The organism is Stenotrophomonas nematodicola (genome assembly GCF_009467805.1).
In the GTDB taxonomy this organism is placed as follows: domain Bacteria; phylum Pseudomonadota; class Gammaproteobacteria; order Xanthomonadales; family Xanthomonadaceae; genus Stenotrophomonas; species Stenotrophomonas nematodicola.
The window spans coordinates 440,713-460,796 of the sequence record NZ_WIAY01000002.1; the positions used below are offsets into that span (position 1 = coordinate 440,713).

The window sequence follows — 20,084 nt, forward strand, 5'->3', positions numbered from 1 at the left end:
ACCCCTCCACCACTGAAAAGGACCTCATGGAACTCAAGCACTCCGGCCTCGGCATCGCCGCCTTCTGCCTCGCGCTGGGCTGCGCCCTGATCATGCTGCTGAGCGTGATCGGCGCCAGCGTGGCGGCAATCAACGGTGTCGAGATGAACGAGGACTCTCCGCTGTCGCTGATGGTCGGCCTGGTGATCATCTGCGCCGGTTTCGGCCAGTTGATCGCACTGGCACTGGGCGTGGCGGCGGCGTTCATGCCGGCCACCAAGAAGGTGTTCGGCATCCTGGCGATCGTGATCTCGATCGGCAGTGTGATCGGCATGGGGATGCTGGTCATTGCCGGCCTGATGATGGGCTGAGCCGGCCACCGGCAGGGGCGGCCCGCGCCAGGGCCGGCGGGGAATGCGATGCAACGTTTCCGGTACGGTCATGCCCCACGCTGCCATGCCGCGTAGAATAGGGGGTTCGCATATCCGGACCCGAACCCCATGTCCCTCGATCCCGCCCTGCGTTCGCGCATCGAATCCATTCTCAACGCCAACCGCGTCGTGCTGTTCATGAAGGGCCAGCCGACCATGCCGCAGTGCGGCTTCTCGGCCAAGGCCGTGGGCGCGCTGCAGGACCTGGGCGTGGAGTTCGCCCACGTCAACGTGCTGGCCGACGCCGAGATCCGTGAAGGGATCAAGGCCTACGGCGACTGGCCGACCATCCCGCAGCTGTACATCGACGGTGAACTGGTCGGCGGCAGCGACATCATCCTGCAGATGGCCGGCAGCGGCGAGCTGAGCAGCGTGCTCGGCCTGGCCGCCCCGGACCGCACCCCGCCGCGCATCACCGTCACCCCGGCGGCGGTGGAGATGCTGCGCGGTGCGCTGGCCGACGCCCCGGGTGCGTCCCTGCAGCTGGGCATCGACGCGCGCTTCCAGCCGAACTTCCAGCTGGCCCCGCACGATGACAACGCGATCGCCGCCGAGTCCAACGGCCTGCGCGTGCAGTTCGACCTGGCCAGCGCGCGCCGTGCCGACGGCATCACCATCGACTGGGTCGACGACATCCGGGGCCAGGGTCTGGCCATCGACAACCCCAATGCGCCCAAGCCGGTGCAGGAACTGGGCGTGCGCGACGCCGACGACCGGCTGCGTGCCGGCACTGTGACCGTGGTGGACGTGCGTCCGGCCGACGAGCGTGCGATCGCCGCGATCAACGGGCCGTTCGAAACCTTCGACGGCGACAACCGCGCCCGCCTGGAAGCCCTGCCCAAGGACACTGCGCTGGCCTTCCTGTGCCACCACGGCGGCCGCAGTGCCCAGGCCGCCGAGCAGTTCCGCGCCCTGGGGTTCACCACGGTGTACAACATCACCGGCGGCATCGACGCCTGGTCCAAGGACGTGGACAACAGCGTGCCGACCTACTGATCGGGTGCGGATCCACGCAGAAGAAAAACGCCGGCAATGCCGGCGTTTTTTTATCCGCGGCCGTGGCACCGACCGCGTCGTGAGCGGCCCCTCAGCCGGCGAAGCCGCCTTCGGCGAGGTAATCCAGCTCCGCGGCGGTCGGCATCCGGCCCAGCACGGCGTTGCGATGCGGGAACCGGCCGAAGCGGCGGATGATGTCGCGATGCAGCTCGGCGTACTGCAGGTACTCCTTGTCACCCAGCGCATCGAACATGGCCACCGAGCGCTCCTGGTCCTGCGGATCTTCGGAGTGCTCGAACGGCAGGTAGATGAAGGCACGCAGCTTGGGGACCAGCTGCAGGTCCAGGCCTTCCTCCACCGCGCGCATGGCGTAGTGGCGGGCCAGTCCGTCGGTGGCGTACGAGTGGGCAGTGTCGCGGAAGCAGTTCCGGGGGAACTGGTCGAGCAGGATCATCAGTGCCAGCGCGCCCTCGGCGGTACCCAGCCAGTGCTCGCGGGCGCGGCGGGCAGCGGCGAAGTGTTCCTCCAGGAATGCCTGGCGGAAACGCGCGTCGAACGCGTCATCGCGCGCGAACCACTGCTGCGGCCCCGCGTCGCGCCAGAATTCCACCACTTGTGCCGCCACGTCCATTTACTGCCCCTGTAGGCGGCGCGTCCGCCGGACGCCCGCCTGTGCCATTGCCATCACTCGTCAAAGCGCAGGTGGCGGACCGACTTGCCGTTGCGCCGTATAAGCTTAAGCGCCTCGATACCGATCTGGATATGGTTTTCGACGAACTGGGAGCTCACCTTGGCGTCGGAGGCCTCGGTTTTGACCCCGTCGGGGATCATCGGCTGGTCGGACACCAGCAGCAGCGCCCCGATCGGGATGTGGTTGGCGAAGCCGGCCGCGAACAGGGTGGCAGTCTCCATGTCGATGGCCATGCAGCGCATCAGGCGCAGTTTTTCCTTGAAGGCTTCATCGTGCTCCCAGACCCGGCGGTTGGTGGTGTACACCGTCCCGGTCCAGTAGTCGTGGCCCAGGTCGCGGATCATGGTGGATACCGCACGCTGCAGGGCGAAGGCCGGCAGCGCCGGCACTTCCGGTGGCAGGTAGTCGCTGGACGTGCCCTCGCCCCGGATCGCGGCGATCGGCAGGACCAGGTCGCCGAGCTGGTTCTTGCGTTTGAGCCCGCCGCATTTGCCCAGGAACAGCACCGCCTTGGGCATCACGGCTGACAGCAGATCCATGATGATCGCGGCATTGGGGCTGCCCATGCCGAAGTTGATCAGCGTGATGCCGTCGCTGGTGACGCTGGCCATCGGCCGGTCCAGGCCCTGCACCGGCGCGCCGGTGAGCTGGGAGAACGTGTGCAGGTAGCCGGCAAAATTGGTCAGCAGCACATGCGGGCCGAACTGCTCCAGCGGGACGCCGGTGTAGCGCGGCAGTCAGTTTTCCACGATTTCCTGCTTGTTCTTCATCGAGCGCGTCCGGTCGTGCATGAGGTGCACTCGGTAATTCTCGGTGAGATCGGCCAATAAGCAAGCAACATGCGTTTGGTCACTTGGCAACGCCCCCGCCCAACGGCTAGCGTCACCCCTACGTTCACGCCGCATCGGGGATCACATGCGCACACGATTGACCGCCGGGCTGGGCCTGGCGCTGTTCTCACTGGCCGCGCCGTCGGCGCCGGCCGCCTCGCGCTTCGTGCAGGACCCGTATCCCAGCACCTACGCCCCGATCGCCTCGGCCCCGGTGCTGATCCACAACGCCACCGTGCTGACCGGCACCGGCACGCGCCTGGACAATGCCGACGTGCTGCTGCGTGATGGCCGCATTGCCGCCGTCGGCCCCGCGCTGCCGGTGCCGGCCGACGCCGTGCGCGTGGACGGCCAGGGCAAGTGGGTGACGCCGGGCATCATCGACGTGCACTCGCACCTGGGCGTGTACCCCAGCCCGGGCGTGAGCGCGCACAGTGACGGCAACGAGATGACCGCACCGGTCACCGCCAATGTGTGGGCCGAACACTCGGTCTGGCCGCAGGACCCCGGATTCGCCGCAGCGCTGGCCGGTGGCGTGACCGCGATGCAGGTGCTGCCCGGCTCGGCCAACCTGGTCGGCGGGCGCGGCGTGACCCTGAAGAATGTTCCAGCCACCACCTACCAGGCGATGAAATTCCCGGGGGCACCGTGGGGACTGAAGATGGCCTGCGGCGAGAATCCCAAGCGGGTGTACGGCGGCGGCAAGGGCGTCGCCCCGGGCACGCGCATGGGCAATGTGGCCGGCTACCGCGCGGCGTTCATCGATGCCAGCGAGTACATCGCCAAGAACACCCCGAAGAAGCCGAAGAAGAAGCGCTGGTTCAGCGGAGGGGACAAAGGGGACAGCGCCGGCGATGCCGGCGGCAAGCGCGACCTGAAACTGGATACGCTGGCCGGCGCGATCCAGGGTGACATCCGCGTGCACATCCACTGCTACCGCGCCGACGAGATGGCGACGATGCTGGATCTGTCGCACGAGTTCGGCTTCAGGATCGCGGCATTCCACCACGCGGTGGAAGCCTACAAACTATCCGACCGGCTCGCCGCCGAAGGCGTGTGCGGCGCGCTGTGGGCCGACTGGTGGGGCTTCAAGATGGAGGCCTTCGACGGCATCCAGGACAACATCGCGCTGGTGGACCGCCCGGCCAACAGTTGCGCGATCGTGCACTCCGATTCTCCCGAGGGCATCCAGCGGCTCAACCAGGAAGCGGCCAAGGCGATCGCCAACGCGCGTCGCGCAGGCATCGAGATCGCGCCCGAGCGCGCGATGATGTGGCTCACCCTCAATGCCGCGCGCTCGCTGGGCGTGGAGAAGCAGACGGGCAGTCTGGAGCCGGGCAAGATGGGCGACGTGGTGATCTGGAACGGCAGCCCCTTCAGTTCCTACGCGCTTGCAGAAAAGGTGTACATCGACGGCCACGCCGTCTACGACCGCCAGGACACGCGCCGGCAGCCGCTGTCGGACTTCATGCTCGGCCAGGAGGCACGCCCGTGAGCGCCATGAACCGCGTTGCCGCCCAGCCCCTGGGATCGCGTTGCCGGGCATGGCTCGGCACCACCGCGCTGCTGATGCTGACAGCGTTGCCGCTGCAGGCGCAGGACCTGCTCATCCGCAACGCCACGGTGCACACCGCCACTGCGCGCGGCAGCCTGACCAACACCGACGTGCTGGTCCAGGGCGGCGTGATCCGTGCGGTCGGCACCGGGCTGTCGGCACCGGCCGGGGTGCCCGTTGTCGAGGCCGGCGGCAAGCCGCTGACCCCTGCGTTGTTCGGTGGCATCACCGACATCGGCATTGACGAGGTGTCCGGCGAGTCAACCACGGTCGACAGTGCGCTCAAGCTGCCCGACCAGCCGCTGCGGCCGGAGTTCGATGTCAGCCTGGCCTACAACCCGGCCTCGGTGCTGATCCCGGTGGCGCGCCTGGACGGCATCGGCTTCACCGCACTGGGCGCCAACAGCGGTGGCGGCTTCATCGCCGGCCAGGGAGGCGTGGTCCGGCTGGATGGCAGTGCCGATCCGATCGGCCCGCTGGCCCTGTATGTCCGCCTGGGCGCCCCCGGTGCCGAGCTGACCGGCAGTTCCCGCGCCGCGCAGTGGATGCTGCTGGAACAGATGGTCAGCGAGGCGCGCGGGCGGGTCCCGGCCGACTCGCCGCATGCCCTGCTCACCCCGGCTGGCCGCGCCACGCTGGCCCGCTACCTGGCCGGCCAGGGCCGGATCGTGGTGCAGGTGGACCGTGCCGCCGACATCCGCCAACTGCTGCGCTGGGCGGCCCGCGAGAAGGTCCGGATCGCCATCGCCGGCGGCGCCGAAGCCTGGCGCCTGGCACCGCAGCTTGCCCAGGCCCGGGTGCCGGTGTTCGTCGATGCGCTGGGCAACCTGCCGACCAGCTTCGACCAGCTCGGGGCGACCCTGGACAACGCCGCACGCCTGCACGCGGCCGGCGTCGCGGTGAGCTTTGCGCAGCGCGACGACGCCTCGCACAACGCCCGTAAAATGCGCCAGCTGGCCGGCAATGCGGTCGCCAACGGCCTGCCGTGGGCCGACGGGCTGGCCGGGCTGACCCGGGTGCCGGCCCAGGTGCTGGGCGTGGGCGACCGCATCGGCACCCTCGAGCCGGGCAAGCTGGCCGACCTGGTGCTGTGGGACGGCGACCCGCTGGATGTGGGCCACTACGCCGAACAGGTCTGGCTGGGCGGCCGCGCGATGCCGATGCGCTCGCGGCAGACCGAGCTGCGCGACCGCTATCTGGCCCCGCCCACCACCGAACCGCGCGCATACTCGCGCTGACCCTGCAAGGATGTTCCGATGACCCTGCGCTGGTACTTCGATTTCGTCTCGCCGTTCTCTTACCTGCACTGGCAGAAGCTGAAAGCCCTGCCGCAGTTCGAGAAGATCACCCCGGTACCGATCGCCTTCGGGGCGGTGCTGCACCACCTGGGCAATCTGGGCCCGGCGGAGATCCCGGCCAAGCGTCGTGCCATGTACCGGCACCTGCTCTGGCAGGCCCGGCGCGAGGGAGTGACGCTGCGCTTCCCGCCCGGCCACCCGTTCAATCCGCTGGCCGCGCTGCGCCTGTGCCTGGCCGCAGGCGCCACCCCGGCGTCGATCGACATCCTGTTCAACTGGATCTGGCGCGACGGGCATGCCGGTGACAGCGCCGCCGCGCTGGCCCTGCCCGGCGCGATGCTGGACGTGGCGGACGTGGCCGCCGCCATCGGCGCGCCGGACGTGAAGGAACAGCTGCGCCGCAACACTGACGCGGCCATCGCCGCCGGAGTGTTTGGCGTGCCGACCCTGTCCATCGATGGCGAGCTGTACTGGGGCAACGACGCCCACGACCTGATGCAGGCCGTGCTGGCCGACCCGGACACGGTCCGCGGCGGTGAATGGGACCGGCTGGCCTCGCTGCCGGTGGCGGTGGAACGCAGCCGCTGAGCGGCCCCCGCACGATGGACCGGGCAAACCGGCGAAAATTGAGATAGCTTTCACAGTTCCGAACCAATACCGGCCTTGAGGGGGGCACAGGATGCGCATCGGAATCGTGGTCGACTCGGCGTGCGACCTGCCACCAGACTTCATCCAGCAGCACAACATCGTGCTGCTGCCCATCACCGTACGTATCGGCGAAGCGGTGCTGGCCGACCACCGCGACGAACAGGCGACCCTGAGTTTCCTGCATGCGCATGTGGCCGAGAACGGCGCGGAAGCGGAAACCATTCCGTTCAGCGTCAACCAGATCCGCGACCTGTTCCTGGGCAAGCTGGTGATCGACTACGACCATGTCTTCTGCATGACGATCACCAAGACGCGCAGCCCGATCCACGACAACGCGATGCAGGCCAGCTTCGCGATCCTCAACGACTACAAACCGGTGCGCCAGGCAGCCGGCTACAACTCGCCGTTCGCGCTGCGCGTGCTGGACACCCAGAACCTGTTCGCCGCCCAGGGCGTAACCGCGGTGGAAGCAGTGCGCCTGCGCGACAGCGGTGCCGGCGTGCAGCAGATCCGCGAGCGGCTCGAGCTGCTGGCCCACAACGTGCACGGCTACATGGTCACCCGCGACCTGTACTACATGCGTGCCCGCGCACGCCACAAGGGCGACCGCAGCGTGGGCCTGCTGAGCGCTGCGCTGGGCAGCGCGCTGGACATCAAGCCGGTGCTGCACGGATACCGCGGCGAAACCGGCCCGGTCGCCAAGATCAAGGGCTTCGACAACGCGGTGCAGAAGCTGTTCGACTTCGTCGGCCAACGGGTCAGGGCCGGGCTGATGACCCCCACCGTCTGCGTCAGCTACGGCGGCGAGCTGGCCGACCTGCAGGCCCTGCCCGGCTACGCCACGCTGCGCCAGACCTGCGAGGCGCACGGGGTGCAGTTGTTCGAGGCGGTGATGAGCCTGACCGGGATGGTCAACGTCGGCAAGGGCGCGGTCACGGTCGGCTTTGCCGATGAACCGCATACCTTCCGCGCCTGAGTCCTGCACACCGAATCCACCGGCGATCTGCGAGCCTTGGATCATTCAATGGAGGCAATCATGTCAGCGCAGTACCACATCAGCCTGCCGGACCCGTCCAAGGCCCGCGGCAACGATCCCGATCTTTCCTTCCACTCGCAGAGCGCCGCCGGCTTCGCCGAGGAGCTTCAGGACGCTTTGCGCAGCACCACGCTGTTCGAGAAGTGGCGCGCCAAGCAGCCCGACCCGGACGCCGTCGAGTCGCAATGGGGCGCCACCGATCCGGCGGCAACCGTGACCGGCTCGCAGGACGACCTGCGGATCAACCTGGTCGCCACCACCCGCATCGACAGTGACGTGTTCAAACAGCGCCTGCGCCTGCTCGCCGGGCATCACTGGGAACTGCGCGACGTGCGATGAGTCCCGCGGCGGAGGCCCGCGTGTGACCGCACCCGGAGTGCCGGCCAGCGTCCGGCGCTACCGGTCCAGGTCCTCGTCCAGCCCCGCCGCCACCTGCCCCTCCACCACCCGGTTGCGGCCCTGTCGCTTGGCTTCGTACAGCGCCGCGTCGGTGGCAGCCACCAGCTCGCCCGGGGCCGCCGTGGTGACCTTGTCCAGCTGCGCCACCCCGATGCTGATGGTCACCCCGATCTGGCAGACCGAGGCCGGCGAGTTCAGCCGCAGCCGCTCGACCGCGATGCGCATGGTCTCGGCCAAGGCCAGCACGCCCTCGCGGGATGCCGCCGGCAGCACCACCGCGAACTCCTCGCCGCCGTAGCGCGCCACCACATCGGTCGCGCGCGTGGCGCAGCCGGCCAGTGCGGCCGCCACCGCGCGCAGGCAGGCATCGCCGAGCGGATGCCCGTAGCGGTCGTTGAACACCTTGAAGTGGTCGATGTCCACCATCAGCAGCGCTATGCCCTGCCCGCTGCGCCGCGACCGGTTCCATTCGGCCTGCAGCACCTGATCGAACTGGCGGCGGTTGGCCACGCCGGTCAGGCCATCGACCCGCGCCAGCACATCCAGCCGATCCTGCTGCTCCAGTGAGCGCACCTGCATCAGCACACTGCGCAGGCCCGAGCCGAGCGTGGCGAAGGCAAAGCCGGCTACCGCCAGCATCGGGTGCGCGCGCACCAGCAGGGCCGACATCACCAGCAGCGAGATCGCCAGAATCAATGGACTGCCCGCCCGCACGCCCAACGCCAGCCGCCGCGACACCTCGACCGGGCGGACCGGCGAACGCCGCCAGGCGACCACGGCCAGCACCAGGAACGGCACGTCGATCAGCAGGTCCACCAGGCTGCCGTAACTGGTCTCGGAACCGAAGTGGTTGATGTAGGCCGCCACCACCAGATAGACGCAGGCAAACAGACTCAACGCGCCGAAAAAGGCGCGGCGCGAACGGTCTTCACTGGCCAGCCAACGCAGCAGCGCGAAGCCGGCGATGAACAGGTTCTCGATATCGAACATCCGCCGCAGGCTGTCCACCCCGGCATCGGAAGCGTCGGTGATCGTGACAAAGGAGAAGGTGTAGACGAAGAACAGATAGCCCAGGAGCAGGGCCATCGCACCATCGATCACGCTGAGAAACCACGGCGCGTGCCGCGGATGGGCCATCGCGAAGGTCAACGGCACGCCGTACAGCACGTACAGCAGCATGCTGATGCCCGGGGTGGAGTCGGCATTGCCCAGCCCCACCTCCTGGTACATGTTCATCGCCATGCCGCCGGCCCACAGCACCATGCCCACGGCCAGCGCCACCCAGCCCACCACCGCCTCGCTGCCGAGACTGCGCCGCATGCAGGCCGCCGCCGCCAGCAGGGGGGCGCCGATCAGGAACGAATATGACAGGGTCTGGGCATGCGCGGGCAGGAGCACCAGCGCCACCCCGTGGGCAACCACATATGCCGCAGACAGCCACCATGCCATGCCTGTTTCTCCCTTTGCGGCGCGGCGACCGGCGCGCCCCGGCTGTTCCGGCCATCCCCGTTGGCCGCAGTATTGCCGATGCAAAGTGAAGACACCTCCTGCCGGCATCGGCAAGGAGGTGTCGGCAGGCAACGGACGGGAGAGACGCCCGCGCCGCCTACTTCACGGTGTAGGCGATGCGCCGGTTGGCTGCGCGACCCTCCCCGGTACGGTTGTCGGCAATCGGCTGGTTCGAGCCGTGCCCCCGCGCACTCAGGCGCCCGGCCGGCACCCCCAGGGCCACCAGCGCATCCACCACGGCCTGGGCACGTTGCCGGCTCAACGCCAGGTTGGCGACCGGATCACCCTGGCTGTCGGTGTGCCCGCCCACGACAACGTGCGTACCGTCCGGTGCGCCTGCAAGCGCCTTGGCCGCGATCCGCAGGATCTCCCGGCTGCTGGGCGAGAGGGTCGCCGAATTGGACTCGAAGGTCATGGTGGTCTGGTTGAGCGCCGCCGTCAGATCCGCGGCGCCGTAGCCGGAGGCCAGTCCATCGAGCGCCGCCACTCCCGGATCGAACAGACCCGACAGCTCGAAACGGCTCAGTTCCCCCTGCAACAGCCGGCTCACTTCGAACCGTTGCGCCTGCTGCATCGCCGAGGTGTCCAGATCGATTCTGTCACCGCTGAAGGCCATTCGCAGGCCGTTGGCCTTCAGCCGGGGCAGCAGCTTGATCAGCGTGTCCATCCATCCCGCCGGCTGGGCGGCCGGATCGACCTGGATGTCGCCGACAACATTGCCGGTGCCGAAGGTGGTGCCGAGCGCCTCCAGCAGCCGGTGCTTCTCACTTGCGCTGGGCAGCCGGCCGGACACGTTCACCTTGCCGTCGGCCGTGCGCAGATCCAGCTGCGGCTGGGCCCGCGATGGCGTCGCCGCCACTGGCGTGGCCGCAGCGTCCGGCGTGGCCGCCGGACGCTCCTGCATCCGGCCGTTCTTTGCCTGCCAGCCGCAGTACGCCAGCCCAAGCAGGGCCAGCAAGGGCAGCAGCCATTTCCACGGGCCGGCGCGACGGGGAGGCGAAGCGTGGTGGATGGCATCCACGCGATGGACCTGCCCCGCACCGGTCACGCCGTTGATGAGCTGCTGCAGGTCGCTGGGCAAAGCGGTGGGCAGCGTACCGCCGGGCGTCACCCTGCGTACCAGCATCGGCAGCACCGTGGCCAGCGTCGCGCCGATGGCCCCGCTGCCCACGCCGGCCTTGTCGGCAAGGGCGATCATGTCGCGGTTGCCGATCACATGCTGCACCTGGCCTGCACTGACACTGCGGGGATGCAGCGCATGACCCATCCAGGAATCGAACACCTCCCCCAGACCGGCCTTGGCGAACTTGTCGCGGAACCCCTTGAGCCCACCCGGCACGGTGAATATGTAGCCGGCCACGACCGCGACCAGTTTCCGCGCGTCGCCGCCCAGTCCGGTTGCACGCGCGGCTTCGTCGATCAGACCATCGAGTAGTGACATCAATACGCCCCATGAATATGCAGAGTGATGACCTGGTCGACAGTGGATTCAGGCCGTAAACCCACCATAGAAAGCACCGCCGTGGAGAGCGCATGAATTATCTCCACCCAAATCCATCAAATAATCAATTGAGTTTATATCTTCGATAGCCCACTTAATATAAACAGCCAAAAACGTCATTGAACGTCATATTCGACCGCCCTGCTGCACAGTGGCACGACGACCGCCCCGTCCTCACACCCTCGGCGCGTGGCTGAACGCCACGATGGCCGGCCCGGCCCGAAGATGCGAAAATCCCGGGCCCTCCCCGGCGGGCGCACTGGCGCCGGCCCCATCCGCGAGATTCCGTGAAGACCCCCCAAGGCTTGCAGGCGCTGATCGACGACGGCGTGATCGATGAAGTGCTGCGTCCGCTCAAGAGCGGCAAGGAAGCAGCCGTGTACGTGGTCCGCAGTGGCGACGATGTGCGCTGCGCGAAGGTCTACAAGGACATGGCGCAACGCAGTTTCCAGCAGCGCGTGCAGTACCAGGAAGGCCGCAAGGTGCGCGGCAGCCGCGAGGCCCGTGCGGTCGGCAAGGCCAGCAGGTACGGCCGCAAGCAGCAGGAAACCGCCTGGAAGAACACCGAGGTGGACGCGCTTTACCAGCTGCGCGATGCCGGCGTGCGCGTGCCCGAGCCGCATGGCTATTTCCACGGCGTGCTGGTAATGGAACTGGTCACCGATGCCGACGGCTTCTCCGCGGCCCGCCTGGGCGAGGTGGAGCTGGAAGCCGACCAGGCCCGCGAGTTCCATCGCGTGCTGGTACGCCAGGTGGTGCGGATGCTGTGCTGCGGCCTCATCCACGGCGATCTGTCGCCGTACAACGTGCTGGTCGGGCCGGATGGCCCGGTGGTGATCGACTTCCCGCAGGTGGTCAACGCCGGTGGCAACAATGCCGCGCGCAGCATGCTGCTGCGTGACGTCAACAACCTTACCGCGTACCTCGGCCGCTTCGCTCCGGAACTGCTCGATACCTGGTACGGCGAGGAGATGTGGGCGCTGTTCGAGGCCGGTGACCTGCTGCCGGACAGCGAACTGACCGGCACCTTCGTCCACGACGAATCCACCATCGACCTGGACAGCGTCCGCCACGCGATCAACGATGCGCGCGAGGAAGCCCTGATCCGCCAGCAGGGCCGCGAGGCGGCGGAAGAAGACGACCTGTGATCCTGCCGCCGATCCTCAGGCGTGCAGTGCCTGGGCGTGATGCGCGATGTGCTCGCCGATGAAACTGGCGATGAAGTAGTAGCTGTGGTCGTAGCCGGGCTGCAGGCGCAACTGCAGCGGATGGCCTGCCGCCGTGCAGGCCGCCTGCAGCCACTGCGGCTGCAACTGGGTGTCGAGGAACTCGTCGCCGCCGCCCTGGTCGACCAGCAGCGGCAGGCGTTCGCTGGCCGTGGCCACCAGTTCGCTGGCATCCCAGGCCGCCCAGCCCGCACGGTCTTCGCCCAGGTACGCGGCGAAGGCCTTCTGCCCCCACGGCACCCGTGTGGGCGCGACGATCGGCGAGAAGGCCGACACGCTGCGGTAGCGGCCCGGATTGCGCAGCGCGATCACCAGCGCGCCGTGGCCACCCATCGAATGCCCGCTGATCCCGCGCGCCGCCGTCGCTGGCAGGTGCGCCTCGACCAGCGCCGGCAGCTCGTCCACGATGTAGTCGTACATCCGGTAGTGCGTGGCCCACGGCTGCTCGGTGGCATTGAGGTAGAAACCGGCGCCCTTGCCCAGGTCGTAGCCGTCCGCATCGGGGACGTCATCGCCGCGCGGGCTCGTGTCCGGCGCCACCAGGATCACCCCGTGTTCGGCGGCATAGCGCTGCGCACCGGCCTTGGTGATGAAGTTCTGCTCGGTGCAGGTCAACCCGCTCAGCCAGTACAGCACCGGCAGCCGACGCGAGGCGGCCTGCGGCGGCAGATAGACCGCGAATGTCATCTCGCAGCCCAGCACCTGCGAGCGGTGCCGGTACACGTCCTGCCAACCGCCGGAAGCGGCGCGGTGTTCAATGCGTTCCATGATGTTTCCCCCGCGGGCGGCGCGCGGTTGCCACGCCGCCCGGCATGATCAGTAGTGGACCACCGAGCGGATCGACTTGCCTTCGTGCATCAGGTCGAATGCCTCGTTGATCTGCTCCAGGCCCATCGTGTGGGTAACGAACGGCGCCAGTTCGATGTCGCCCTTCATGGCATCTTCGACCATGCCCGGCAGCTGGCTGCGGCCCTTGACGCCGCCGAAGGCGGTGCCCTTCCAGGAACGGCCGGTGACCAGCTGGAACGGACGGGTGGAGATCTCCTGGCCCGACCCGGCCACGCCGATGATCACCGACTGGCCCCAGCCGCGGTGCGCGCATTCCAGCGCGGCGCGCATCACGTTGACGTTGCCGATGCACTCGAAGGTGTGGTCCACGCCCCACGTGGTCATCTCGACGATGACCTGCTGGATCGGCTTGTCGTGATCCTTCGGGTTGACGCAGTCGGTGGCACCAAACTGCCGCGCCAATGCGAACTTGGACGGGTTGGTGTCGATCGCGAAGATGCGACCGGCCTTGGCCTGGCGCGCCCCCTGGATCACCGCCAGGCCGATGCCGCCGAGGCCGAACACGGCCACGCTGTCGCCTTCCTGGACCTTGGCGGTGTTGTGCACCGCGCCGATGCCGGTGGTGACGCCGCACCCGAGCAGGCACACATGTTCCGGGTTGGCGTCCGGGTTGATCCTGGCCAGCGAGACTTCGGCCACCACGGTGTACTCGCTGAAGGTCGAGCAGCCCATGTAGTGATAGATCGGCTCGCCGTTGTACGAGAAGCGGGTGGTGCCGTCGGGCATCACGCCCTTGCCCTGGGTGGCGCGCACGGCGACGCACAGATTGGTCTTGCCCGACGTGCAGAACAGGCACTGGCCGCACTCGGCGGTGTACAGCGGAATCACGTGGTCGCCCGGCTTGACGCTGGTGACGCCCTCGCCCACTTCCACCACGATGCCGGCGCCTTCGTGGCCGAGCACGGCCGGGAACAGGCCTTCCGGATCATCACCGGACAGCGTGAAGGCGTCAGTGTGGCAGACGCCGGTGTGGGTGATCCGCACCAGCACTTCGCCCTTCTGCGGCGGAGCGACATCGATCTCGACGATCTTGAGCGGTTCGCCAACGGCGAAGGCAACGGCAGCACGGGATTTCATCGGGAACTCTCCAGGACGGGAAACGGATCGGGACAGCGCGCGGTCGCCCGCGCTTACTTCAGGTAGGACCGGATCAGCACGCTCATTTCGCGCACGCGTGCCTCGCGCTGCGCGTCGGACTGCGCCGGCTGACCAAACTCTTCACGCAGGTGCGCCTCCATCACTTCGGACATCAGCCCGTTGACGGCGCCGCGGATGGACGCGATCTGCTGCAGCACCGGGCTGCAGTCCGCGCCGCCCTCCAGCGCGCGCTCCAGCGCATCGCACTGGCCGCGGATGCGGCGCACGCGGGCCAGGACGCGCTTCTTCTCCTGTGGCGAATGCGGCATGGACGCGACCTCGGAACTATAGTGGGGGTGAGTATACACGAGCGATCTCCTCAGGTTTCGTCCGGGGCCCTTCCGTGCCGGCTGAACGGGGTTGTCCGGCCATCCCTGCCCAGCAGTTCCACCGTATAGCCGGGCACCGGCATGCCGGGCACCTCCATCCCGGGCGATCCGGCCGGCATGCCCGGCAGCAGCAGGCCACGCGCGAGCGGGCGTTCGCGCAGCAGGCGCTGGATATCGGTGGCGGGGATATGCCCCTCGACGATATAGGGCCCCACTTCCGCGGTGTGGCAGGCGGCCTTGTCCAGCGGCACGCCCAGGCGCTGCTTGACCGTCATCAGGTCGTCGGTATCGCGCACCTCCACGCTGAAGCCGGCGCGCCGCACATGGTCGACCCAGATGCCGCAGCACCCGCAACTGGGACTCTTGTGCACCACCATGTGCCCCGCCGGGGATACCGGCGCCGCAGCGGACTGCGCATCGGCAGCGGCGGGTGCTGCGGTGGTCGGCGCGGGCGGCTGCGCGCATGCGGCCAGGGCCAGGCTGGCGCCAGCGAAGGCAACAAGACGAAGAAGGCGGAGGTGCTGCATGCGAAGAGTCCTTGCGGTATCCGTGGGCCACGGCGGTTCCGCAATCTAGGAAGCGGCGCCCGTCGCGGCGATGACGCGCGCATTACATCCTCGTAATGCGCGGGTCATCCTGCCGTGCGGTCGCTGTCATACAGTAGCCGGCGCAGGTGTACACGACGCGGTCGTGCCCAGGAAGGATGCAGGCGGGCCAACGAATGAAACTGCTGGTGGTCGAGGACGAACCCAAGACCGGCGAGTACCTGCGCCAGGGGCTGAGCGAAGCGGGCTTCGTGGTGGACCACGCGCGCAACGGGCTGGATGGACATCATCTGGCGATGACCGGAGCGTACGATCTGATCGTGCTCGATGTGATGCTGCCGGACGTGAGCGGCTGGCACATCGTGCAGGCGCTGCGTGCTGCCGGGCGCACCACGCCGGTGCTGTTCCTGACCGCGCGCGACAGCGTCGGCGACCGGGTCAAGGGCCTGGAGCTGGGCGCGGACGACTACCTGGTCAAACCGTTCGCCTTCGTTGAACTGCTGGCGCGGCTGCGCACGCTGCTGCGCCGTGGCCACCTGCACCCGCAGCAGGACCGCCTGCAGGTTGCCGATCTGGTGCTCGACCTGCCGCGCCGTCGCGCCACCCGCGCCGGCCAGCGGCTGGTGCTCACCCACAAGGAATTCACCCTGCTGGAACTGCTGGTGCGCCGGCGCAACGAGGTACTGCCCCGCTCGCTGATCGCCTCGCAGGTATGGGACATGAATTTCGACAGCGACACCAACGTCATCGACGTGGCCATCCGCCGGTTGCGCGCCAAGATGGATGACGGTTTCGAACGCAAGCTGATCGTCACCGTGCGCGGCATGGGGTATGTGCTCGATGCCGGCGACGCCGACCCACCGGCATGAGGCCGCTATCGCTTACCGCGCGCCTGACCGTGCTGTTCGCCGCGGTCTCCACCGTGGTGCTGGCCGGCCTGGGCGCGCTGATCCTCTCCACCGTGCAGCAGCATTTCGTGCAGCAGGACGACCGTTACCTGGACAACAAGGTGCGGCTGATCGCGTCCATCGTCGCCGATGCCCCGCCCGACCAGGCCGGGGTGCGCCTGGCCGAGGCGCTGGACCACCAGGCCGGCTTCAGCGCCGAGGTGCTGCGCGGCGATGGCAGCCTGCTGTACCGCTCGGCCGGCGCCGCACTGCCGGCTCCCACCAGCGTCGCGCGGGCCTGGCACCGCGACGCGCAGGGACGCGACCACCGGCTGCGCCATGTGCGCACCACCGCCGATCCCGCACACGGCCCGCTGCAGATCACCGTGCTGCTGGACACCGCACCGCATACCCGCTTCCTGCAGGACTTCACCGGCCGCCTGGCGCTGTACGTGGCGGCCTCGGCGCTGCTGATCGGCCTGCTCGGCTGGCTTGCGGCACGGCGTGGCCTGGCGCCCCTGCGCGCGATGGCCGCGCGTGCCCGCGAGGTCACCGCCGAGCGCCTGGACCAGCGCATGCCGCTGCAGCCGGCGCCGCCGGAGATCGCCGAACTGGCTGCCCATCTCGATGCGATGCTGGCGCGTCTGCAGGCCGACTTCCAGCGCCTGAGCGAGCTGTCCTCGGACATCGCGCACGAACTGCGCACGCCGATCACCAACCTGCTCACCCAGACCGAAGTGGCGCTGGCGCGGCCACGCAGCGCGGCCGAGTACCAGGATGTGCTGCTGTCCAACGCGGAAGAACTGCAGCGCCTGAGCCGGATGATCGGCGACATGCTGTTCCTGGCGCGCACCGAGCACGGCGGCGGGCTGCCCGAGGCCGGCACGGTGGTGCTGGAGCGGGAGGTGACCGAACTGTTCGATTTCTACGACGCGCTCGCCGAGGAACGCGGCATCACGCTGGCGCTGCACGGCCAGGGCAAGGTGCGCGGCGACCGGCTGATGCTGCGCCGCGCGCTCGGCAACCTGCTGTCCAATGCACTGCGCCATACCCCGCGCGGCGCCACCATCGCGGTGACGGTGGCAGACACGGCGGGGGCCACCGAGGTGACCGTGCGCAATCCCGGCCCGCCCATTCCGGCCGATGCCCTGCCCCATCTGTTCGAACGCTTCTTCCGTGCCGAGCGTTCGCGCACCCGCGGCGACGCCGATGGCGCCGGGCTTGGGCTGGCGATCACACGCGCGATCATGCTGGCCCACGGCGGCACCCTGTGCGTGGCCTCCGGGCCGGCGGCGACCTGTTTCACGCTGCGCTTTGGCGCGTGACACAATCGATCCGGACCACCTCCGTCCAGGCCGGGCGCATCGCCCGCACTCGCCGCCAAGGACACCGCATGCGCTTTCTGGTCAACATCGACGTGGACAACCTCGAACACGGCATCGCCTTCTACACCCGCGCATTCGGCCTGCACCCGGGCCGCCGCTTCGGCGCCGATGGCGTGGAGCTGCTGGGCGGCCCCGCGCCGGTCTACCTGCTGGCCAAGCCCGCCGGCAGCGCGTCCACGCCGCAGGTGCGCGACCGCCGGGACTATCGCCGGCACTGGACGCCGCTGCACCTGGACTGGGTCGTGGATGACGTGGACGCCGCGCTCACACGCGCCGTACAGGCGGGCGCGCGCGTCGAGCAGGCACCGGCCACGCATGCATGGGGCCGGATCGCGCTGCTGGCCGATCCCTTCGGGCACGGCTTCTGCCTGCTGCAGTTCCTGGGCGACGGTTACGACGCGATCAGCACCGGCTGACGCCGCGCTGCGGTGATTACAGCCCGATGCGGTGAACGTGGAGCGCGGTGATCGCGCCGTTGCGGCTCTGCAGGCTGATCCGCAGCTGCACCTGCAGCGGCGTGCGCTCGCCACCGCGCTTGACCAGCAGGCCGTGCAGCGTGGCCTGGTAACGGCAGTCCAGTTGATGCTCGCCGCCGTTGCACTGGTGGAAGCCCAACCCACGCAGACAGGCGTCGGACGCCAGACAGGCGGTACTGTCCGGCCGGGTGTGAAGCCATTCCCGGAGATCCCCGGCCAGCGCGGCTTCTGGATTCATCCACTGCCGCGACAGGTGCCGCGCCAGGGGCGAGTCGCCCAGCGCCTTGACGTCCACGCTGATGCCCGGGCCATCGGAGCAGCCCGCAGCCGCCAGCAGACCGATGGTGATCAGCACGCCGGCCAGCACGCTGCCAGGCCGTTGCCGGAGGCGGCCCATCCGTGGCGCTGCACGCGTCTGTCGCATCACGTCCCTGCCCTGCTGTTGGCCCGGCCCCGGGCGCCCTGGCGGATCATGTCGAGTGCCCGCGGGAGACGTCAACACGGCCTGCCGCACGCGCATCGGCGCGCGGCAGGCCCGGACCGCACCGCTTATGGGGTCGCGGCGGGAGCAGCGGGCACGGGCGGTGCAGCCGGTGCTGCAGCGGTCGCGTCCGGGGTGATCCGCCAGATCGTGTTGGCCAGGTCATCGGCCACGATCAGCGCGCCGCGCGGGTCCAGTGTGACGCCGACGGGACGCCCGCGAGTCAGCCCATCGTCGCCGTGGAAGCCGGTCGCAACGTCGATCGGATCGCCTGCCGGACGACCCTCGCGGAACGGCACGAACACCACCTTGTAGCCGACCGGTGGGTTGCGGTTCCAGCTGCCGTGCTCGCCCACGAACACGCCGTCGGCGAAGCGCGCGCCCATTGCCGGCGACGAGAACGCCACGCCGAGCGCGGCCACATGCGAGCCCAGCGCGTAATCGGGCACCAGCGCCGAGGCAACCTTGGCCGGGTCCTGCGGCATCACCCGCCGATCCGGGTGTTTGCCCCAGTAACTGTAGGGCCACCCGTAGAAGCCGCCATCGCGCACCGAGGTAAGGTAGTCCGGCACCAGGTTCGGGCCGATCTCGTCGCGCTCGTTGACCACCGCCCACAGCGCACCGGTACCAGGCTGGATGGCCAACGCGGTTGGATTGCGCAGGCCGGTAGCGTAGTCGCGATGCGCGCCGGTGGCGACGTCCACCTGCCAGACGCGGGCACGGTCCACCTCCACTGCCATGCCGCGCTCGGTGATGTTGCTGTTGGAGCCGATGCCCACGTACAGGTAACGGCCGTCGGCACTGGCGGCCAGCGACTTGGTCCAGTGATGGTTGATCGCCGACGGCAGTGTGGTCAGCGTGACCGGCGCGCCGCTCGCGCGGGTCTGGCCCGGCTGGTAGTCGAAGCGCACCAGCGCATCCTGGTTGGCCACGTACAGCGCATTGCCGATCAGCGCCAACCCGTAGGGCGCATTGAGCGTGTCGGCAAACACGGTCTTCAGTTCATAGATGCCGTCGCCATCGGCATCGCGCAGCAGGGTCAGGCGGTTGCCGCCCTTGACCGCCGTGTTGCCCTTGGCCTTGATGCGGCCGGCGATCACGTCCTTGGGCTTGAGATTGGGTGCGCTGCCACCGCGTCCCTCGGCCACCAGAATGTCGCCGTTGGGCAGGACCAGGGTCTGCCGCGGGATCGCCAGGTCGGTGGCGATCGCGGTGATGCGATACCCGTCCGGCACGGCTGGCACCCGGTCGCCCCAGGTCGCCGGCTTGGCGATGGTCATGTCCGGCATCAGCCCCCGGTGCGGTGCCGGCAGCTCGGGCGCGTTGCCGTACTGGTGCATCTGCGGTGCCTGGCCGCAGGCGGCCAGCGTGGCGGCCAGGACCGATACCGCGATGACGCGGGCGACAGGACGGTTCATCGCACACCTCCCACGCGCAGGCTGGCAAACCCGATCCAGGCTGCCACCAGTGCCAGCACGGTCGCCACGGCCGACAGCAGCAGTGCGGTCGGCATGATGGCCCACGCGTCGCGTGCGTGATGCAGGGCGTTGATGAACCCCACGATCCACGTGGCGACCAGTACCAGCAGGTAACCCAGCCGGCGGCGGCCACGGGCCAGGCCGACAACCGCACACAACAGTGCGAGGGTGGCCATCACCATCGCGCCGATCAGCAGCCAGGACGCGAAGTTGCTCCACTGGATCTCGTAGGTGCTCCAGTAGGCGTAGTCGGCCAGCAGCGCACCGAGAAACAGCGGCAGCACGCCGCCGAGCACGGCGGCGTGGAGCGGATGGATGGACCAGACAGGGGTCCGGATGGCAGACGATGCCATGACACTCTCCTCAACGACGGGGGCAGGAATGTCGCCATGCTGCCACCCGCCTGTGTGGAGCTTGT

22 protein-coding genes are annotated in these 20,084 nt (G+C 68.7%); 11 read left to right on the plus strand and 11 right to left on the minus strand.

Annotated elements, in window-relative coordinates; translation table 11 throughout:
- The first annotated feature begins 26 nt into the window (after positions 1–26).
- Positions 27–350 (plus strand): hypothetical protein, encoded by a 324-nt coding sequence (locus GDJ08_RS09445; RefSeq protein ID WP_017355291.1) that lies wholly within the window; start codon positions 27–29, stop codon positions 348–350.
- A 129-nt stretch (positions 351–479) separates the two neighbouring features.
- Complete coding sequence (grxD, locus tag GDJ08_RS09450) at positions 480–1,406, plus strand: Grx4 family monothiol glutaredoxin (protein ID WP_017355290.1); 927 nt, start codon at positions 480–482, stop codon at positions 1,404–1,406.
- A gap of 91 nt (positions 1,407–1,497) precedes the next feature.
- Here grxD and GDJ08_RS09455 read toward each other — a convergent pair whose 3' ends face one another.
- Together GDJ08_RS09455 and GDJ08_RS09460 are read right to left on the minus strand one after the other, a co-directional pair.
- Positions 1,498–2,037 (minus strand): DUF924 family protein, encoded by a 540-nt coding sequence (locus tag GDJ08_RS09455; protein WP_017355289.1) that lies wholly within the window; start codon positions 2,035–2,037, stop codon positions 1,498–1,500.
- Between the two features lie 53 nt (positions 2,038–2,090).
- Positions 2,091–2,834, minus strand: coding sequence for an AMP nucleosidase (locus tag GDJ08_RS09460; protein WP_229296501.1), 744 nt, complete (start codon positions 2,832–2,834; stop codon positions 2,091–2,093).
- A 178-nt stretch (positions 2,835–3,012) separates the two neighbouring features.
- Between GDJ08_RS09460 and GDJ08_RS09465 the strand changes: the two genes are divergently transcribed.
- The 5 genes from GDJ08_RS09465 to GDJ08_RS09485 all read left to right on the plus strand — a co-directional run bounded on the left by GDJ08_RS09465 (position 3,013) and on the right by GDJ08_RS09485 (position 7,803).
- On the plus strand, positions 3,013–4,422 hold the full coding sequence (locus GDJ08_RS09465) for an amidohydrolase (RefSeq protein WP_026070653.1): 1,410 nt from the start codon (positions 3,013–3,015) through the stop codon (positions 4,420–4,422).
- Positions 4,423–4,427: 5 nt separating this feature from the next.
- Complete coding sequence (locus tag GDJ08_RS09470) at positions 4,428–5,720, plus strand: amidohydrolase family protein (RefSeq protein WP_136005310.1); 1,293 nt, start codon at positions 4,428–4,430, stop codon at positions 5,718–5,720.
- 18 nt (positions 5,721–5,738) lie between these two features.
- Positions 5,739–6,368, plus strand: coding sequence for a 2-hydroxychromene-2-carboxylate isomerase (locus GDJ08_RS09475; RefSeq protein WP_136005023.1), 630 nt, complete (start codon positions 5,739–5,741; stop codon positions 6,366–6,368).
- Between the two features lie 91 nt (positions 6,369–6,459).
- A complete protein-coding gene (locus GDJ08_RS09480; RefSeq protein WP_136005026.1) occupies positions 6,460–7,404 on the plus strand; it encodes a DegV family protein in 945 nt (314 codons plus the stop codon).
- 60 nt (positions 7,405–7,464) lie between these two features.
- Positions 7,465–7,803, plus strand: a complete 339-nt coding sequence (locus tag GDJ08_RS09485) for a hypothetical protein (RefSeq protein ID WP_136005029.1) — start codon at positions 7,465–7,467, stop codon at positions 7,801–7,803.
- 57 nt (positions 7,804–7,860) lie between these two features.
- Here the strand turns inward: GDJ08_RS09485 and GDJ08_RS09490 are convergent, their stop codons facing one another.
- Both GDJ08_RS09490 and GDJ08_RS09495 read right to left on the minus strand, forming a co-directional pair.
- Positions 7,861–9,312, minus strand: coding sequence for a GGDEF domain-containing protein (locus GDJ08_RS09490; RefSeq protein ID WP_153164756.1), 1,452 nt, complete (start codon positions 9,310–9,312; stop codon positions 7,861–7,863).
- Between the two features lie 157 nt (positions 9,313–9,469).
- The gene (locus GDJ08_RS09495; protein WP_153164757.1) at positions 9,470–10,813 is read right to left on the minus strand and encodes an OmpA family protein; all 1,344 of its coding nucleotides are present in this window, start codon (positions 10,811–10,813) and stop codon (positions 9,470–9,472) included.
- Between the two features lie 347 nt (positions 10,814–11,160).
- Between GDJ08_RS09495 and GDJ08_RS09500 the strand changes: the two genes are divergently transcribed.
- The gene (locus GDJ08_RS09500) at positions 11,161–12,021 is read left to right on the plus strand and encodes a PA4780 family RIO1-like protein kinase (RefSeq protein WP_026070784.1); all 861 of its coding nucleotides are present in this window, start codon (positions 11,161–11,163) and stop codon (positions 12,019–12,021) included.
- Between the two features lie 15 nt (positions 12,022–12,036).
- Here GDJ08_RS09500 and fghA read toward each other — a convergent pair whose 3' ends face one another.
- The 4 genes from fghA to GDJ08_RS09520 are packed head-to-tail and all read right to left on the minus strand — an operon-like array spanning position 12,037 to position 14,941.
- Positions 12,037–12,867 carry an S-formylglutathione hydrolase gene (fghA, locus tag GDJ08_RS09505; protein WP_017356131.1) on the minus strand — a complete coding sequence of 277 codons (831 nt, stop codon included), beginning with the start codon at positions 12,865–12,867 and terminating at the stop codon, positions 12,037–12,039.
- 48 nt (positions 12,868–12,915) lie between these two features.
- Positions 12,916–14,025, minus strand: a complete 1,110-nt coding sequence (locus tag GDJ08_RS09510; protein WP_153164758.1) for an S-(hydroxymethyl)glutathione dehydrogenase/class III alcohol dehydrogenase — start codon at positions 14,023–14,025, stop codon at positions 12,916–12,918.
- A gap of 53 nt (positions 14,026–14,078) precedes the next feature.
- A complete protein-coding gene (locus GDJ08_RS09515) occupies positions 14,079–14,354 on the minus strand; it encodes a metal/formaldehyde-sensitive transcriptional repressor (protein WP_017356129.1) in 276 nt (91 codons plus the stop codon).
- 50 nt (positions 14,355–14,404) lie between these two features.
- Positions 14,405–14,941 carry a DUF411 domain-containing protein gene (locus GDJ08_RS09520; protein WP_206147319.1) on the minus strand — a complete coding sequence of 179 codons (537 nt, stop codon included), beginning with the start codon at positions 14,939–14,941 and terminating at the stop codon, positions 14,405–14,407.
- 194 nt (positions 14,942–15,135) lie between these two features.
- Between GDJ08_RS09520 and GDJ08_RS09525 the strand changes: the two genes are divergently transcribed.
- The 3 genes from GDJ08_RS09525 to GDJ08_RS09535 all read left to right on the plus strand — a co-directional run bounded on the left by GDJ08_RS09525 (position 15,136) and on the right by GDJ08_RS09535 (position 17,647).
- Positions 15,136–15,828 (plus strand): heavy metal response regulator transcription factor, encoded by a 693-nt coding sequence (locus GDJ08_RS09525; protein ID WP_153164759.1) that lies wholly within the window; start codon positions 15,136–15,138, stop codon positions 15,826–15,828.
- On the plus strand, positions 15,825–17,171 hold the full coding sequence (locus GDJ08_RS09530; RefSeq protein ID WP_153164760.1) for a heavy metal sensor histidine kinase: 1,347 nt from the start codon (positions 15,825–15,827) through the stop codon (positions 17,169–17,171). Before GDJ08_RS09525 ends, GDJ08_RS09530 begins: the two co-directional genes overlap by 4 nt.
- A gap of 68 nt (positions 17,172–17,239) precedes the next feature.
- A complete protein-coding gene (locus GDJ08_RS09535) occupies positions 17,240–17,647 on the plus strand; it encodes a VOC family protein (RefSeq protein WP_153164761.1) in 408 nt (135 codons plus the stop codon).
- A 16-nt stretch (positions 17,648–17,663) separates the two neighbouring features.
- Here the strand turns inward: GDJ08_RS09535 and GDJ08_RS09540 are convergent, their stop codons facing one another.
- The 3 genes from GDJ08_RS09540 to GDJ08_RS09550 form a co-directional block, all read right to left on the minus strand.
- Positions 17,664–18,104 carry a hypothetical protein gene (locus GDJ08_RS09540; RefSeq protein ID WP_153164762.1) on the minus strand — a complete coding sequence of 147 codons (441 nt, stop codon included), beginning with the start codon at positions 18,102–18,104 and terminating at the stop codon, positions 17,664–17,666.
- 152 nt (positions 18,105–18,256) lie between these two features.
- A complete protein-coding gene (locus GDJ08_RS09545) occupies positions 18,257–19,606 on the minus strand; it encodes a PQQ-dependent sugar dehydrogenase (RefSeq protein ID WP_153164763.1) in 1,350 nt (449 codons plus the stop codon).
- Entirely contained in the window at positions 19,603–20,019 is a 417-nt protein-coding gene (locus tag GDJ08_RS09550; protein WP_136005048.1) for a DUF2231 domain-containing protein, read from the minus strand. Before GDJ08_RS09550 ends, GDJ08_RS09545 begins: the two co-directional genes overlap by 4 nt.
- Positions 20,020–20,084 lie beyond the last annotated feature (65 nt).

Bases quoted from the DNA above. Each gene is read 5' to 3' on its own strand.
- GDJ08_RS09445 (WP_017355291.1), top strand. From the start codon at position 27: ATGGAACTCAAGCACTCCGGCCTCGGCATCGCCGCCTTCTGCCTCGCG.
- grxD (WP_017355290.1), top strand. From the start codon at position 480: ATGTCCCTCGATCCCGCCCTGCGTTCGCGCATCGAATCCATTCTCAAC.
- GDJ08_RS09455 (WP_017355289.1), bottom strand. From the start codon at position 2,037: ATGGACGTGGCGGCACAAGTGGTGGAATTCTGGCGCGACGCGGGGCCG.
- GDJ08_RS09465 (WP_026070653.1), top strand. From the start codon at position 3,013: ATGCGCACACGATTGACCGCCGGGCTGGGCCTGGCGCTGTTCTCACTG.
- GDJ08_RS09470 (WP_136005310.1), top strand. From the start codon at position 4,428: ATGAACCGCGTTGCCGCCCAGCCCCTGGGATCGCGTTGCCGGGCATGG.
- GDJ08_RS09475 (WP_136005023.1), top strand. From the start codon at position 5,739: ATGACCCTGCGCTGGTACTTCGATTTCGTCTCGCCGTTCTCTTACCTG.
- GDJ08_RS09480 (WP_136005026.1), top strand. From the start codon at position 6,460: ATGCGCATCGGAATCGTGGTCGACTCGGCGTGCGACCTGCCACCAGAC.
- GDJ08_RS09485 (WP_136005029.1), top strand. From the start codon at position 7,465: ATGTCAGCGCAGTACCACATCAGCCTGCCGGACCCGTCCAAGGCCCGC.
- GDJ08_RS09490 (WP_153164756.1), bottom strand. From the start codon at position 9,312: ATGGCATGGTGGCTGTCTGCGGCATATGTGGTTGCCCACGGGGTGGCG.
- GDJ08_RS09495 (WP_153164757.1), bottom strand. From the start codon at position 10,813: ATGTCACTACTCGATGGTCTGATCGACGAAGCCGCGCGTGCAACCGGA.
- fghA (WP_017356131.1), bottom strand. From the start codon at position 12,867: ATGGAACGCATTGAACACCGCGCCGCTTCCGGCGGTTGGCAGGACGTG.
- GDJ08_RS09510 (WP_153164758.1), bottom strand. From the start codon at position 14,025: ATGAAATCCCGTGCTGCCGTTGCCTTCGCCGTTGGCGAACCGCTCAAG.
- GDJ08_RS09515 (WP_017356129.1), bottom strand. From the start codon at position 14,354: ATGCCGCATTCGCCACAGGAGAAGAAGCGCGTCCTGGCCCGCGTGCGC.
- GDJ08_RS09520 (WP_206147319.1), bottom strand. From the start codon at position 14,941: ATGCAGCACCTCCGCCTTCTTCGTCTTGTTGCCTTCGCTGGCGCCAGC.
- GDJ08_RS09525 (WP_153164759.1), top strand. From the start codon at position 15,136: ATGAAACTGCTGGTGGTCGAGGACGAACCCAAGACCGGCGAGTACCTG.
- GDJ08_RS09530 (WP_153164760.1), top strand. From the start codon at position 15,825: ATGAGGCCGCTATCGCTTACCGCGCGCCTGACCGTGCTGTTCGCCGCG.
- GDJ08_RS09535 (WP_153164761.1), top strand. From the start codon at position 17,240: ATGCGCTTTCTGGTCAACATCGACGTGGACAACCTCGAACACGGCATC.
- GDJ08_RS09540 (WP_153164762.1), bottom strand. From the start codon at position 18,104: ATGGGCCGCCTCCGGCAACGGCCTGGCAGCGTGCTGGCCGGCGTGCTG.
- GDJ08_RS09545 (WP_153164763.1), bottom strand. From the start codon at position 19,606: ATGAACCGTCCTGTCGCCCGCGTCATCGCGGTATCGGTCCTGGCCGCC.
- GDJ08_RS09550 (WP_136005048.1), bottom strand. From the start codon at position 20,019: ATGGCATCGTCTGCCATCCGGACCCCTGTCTGGTCCATCCATCCGCTC.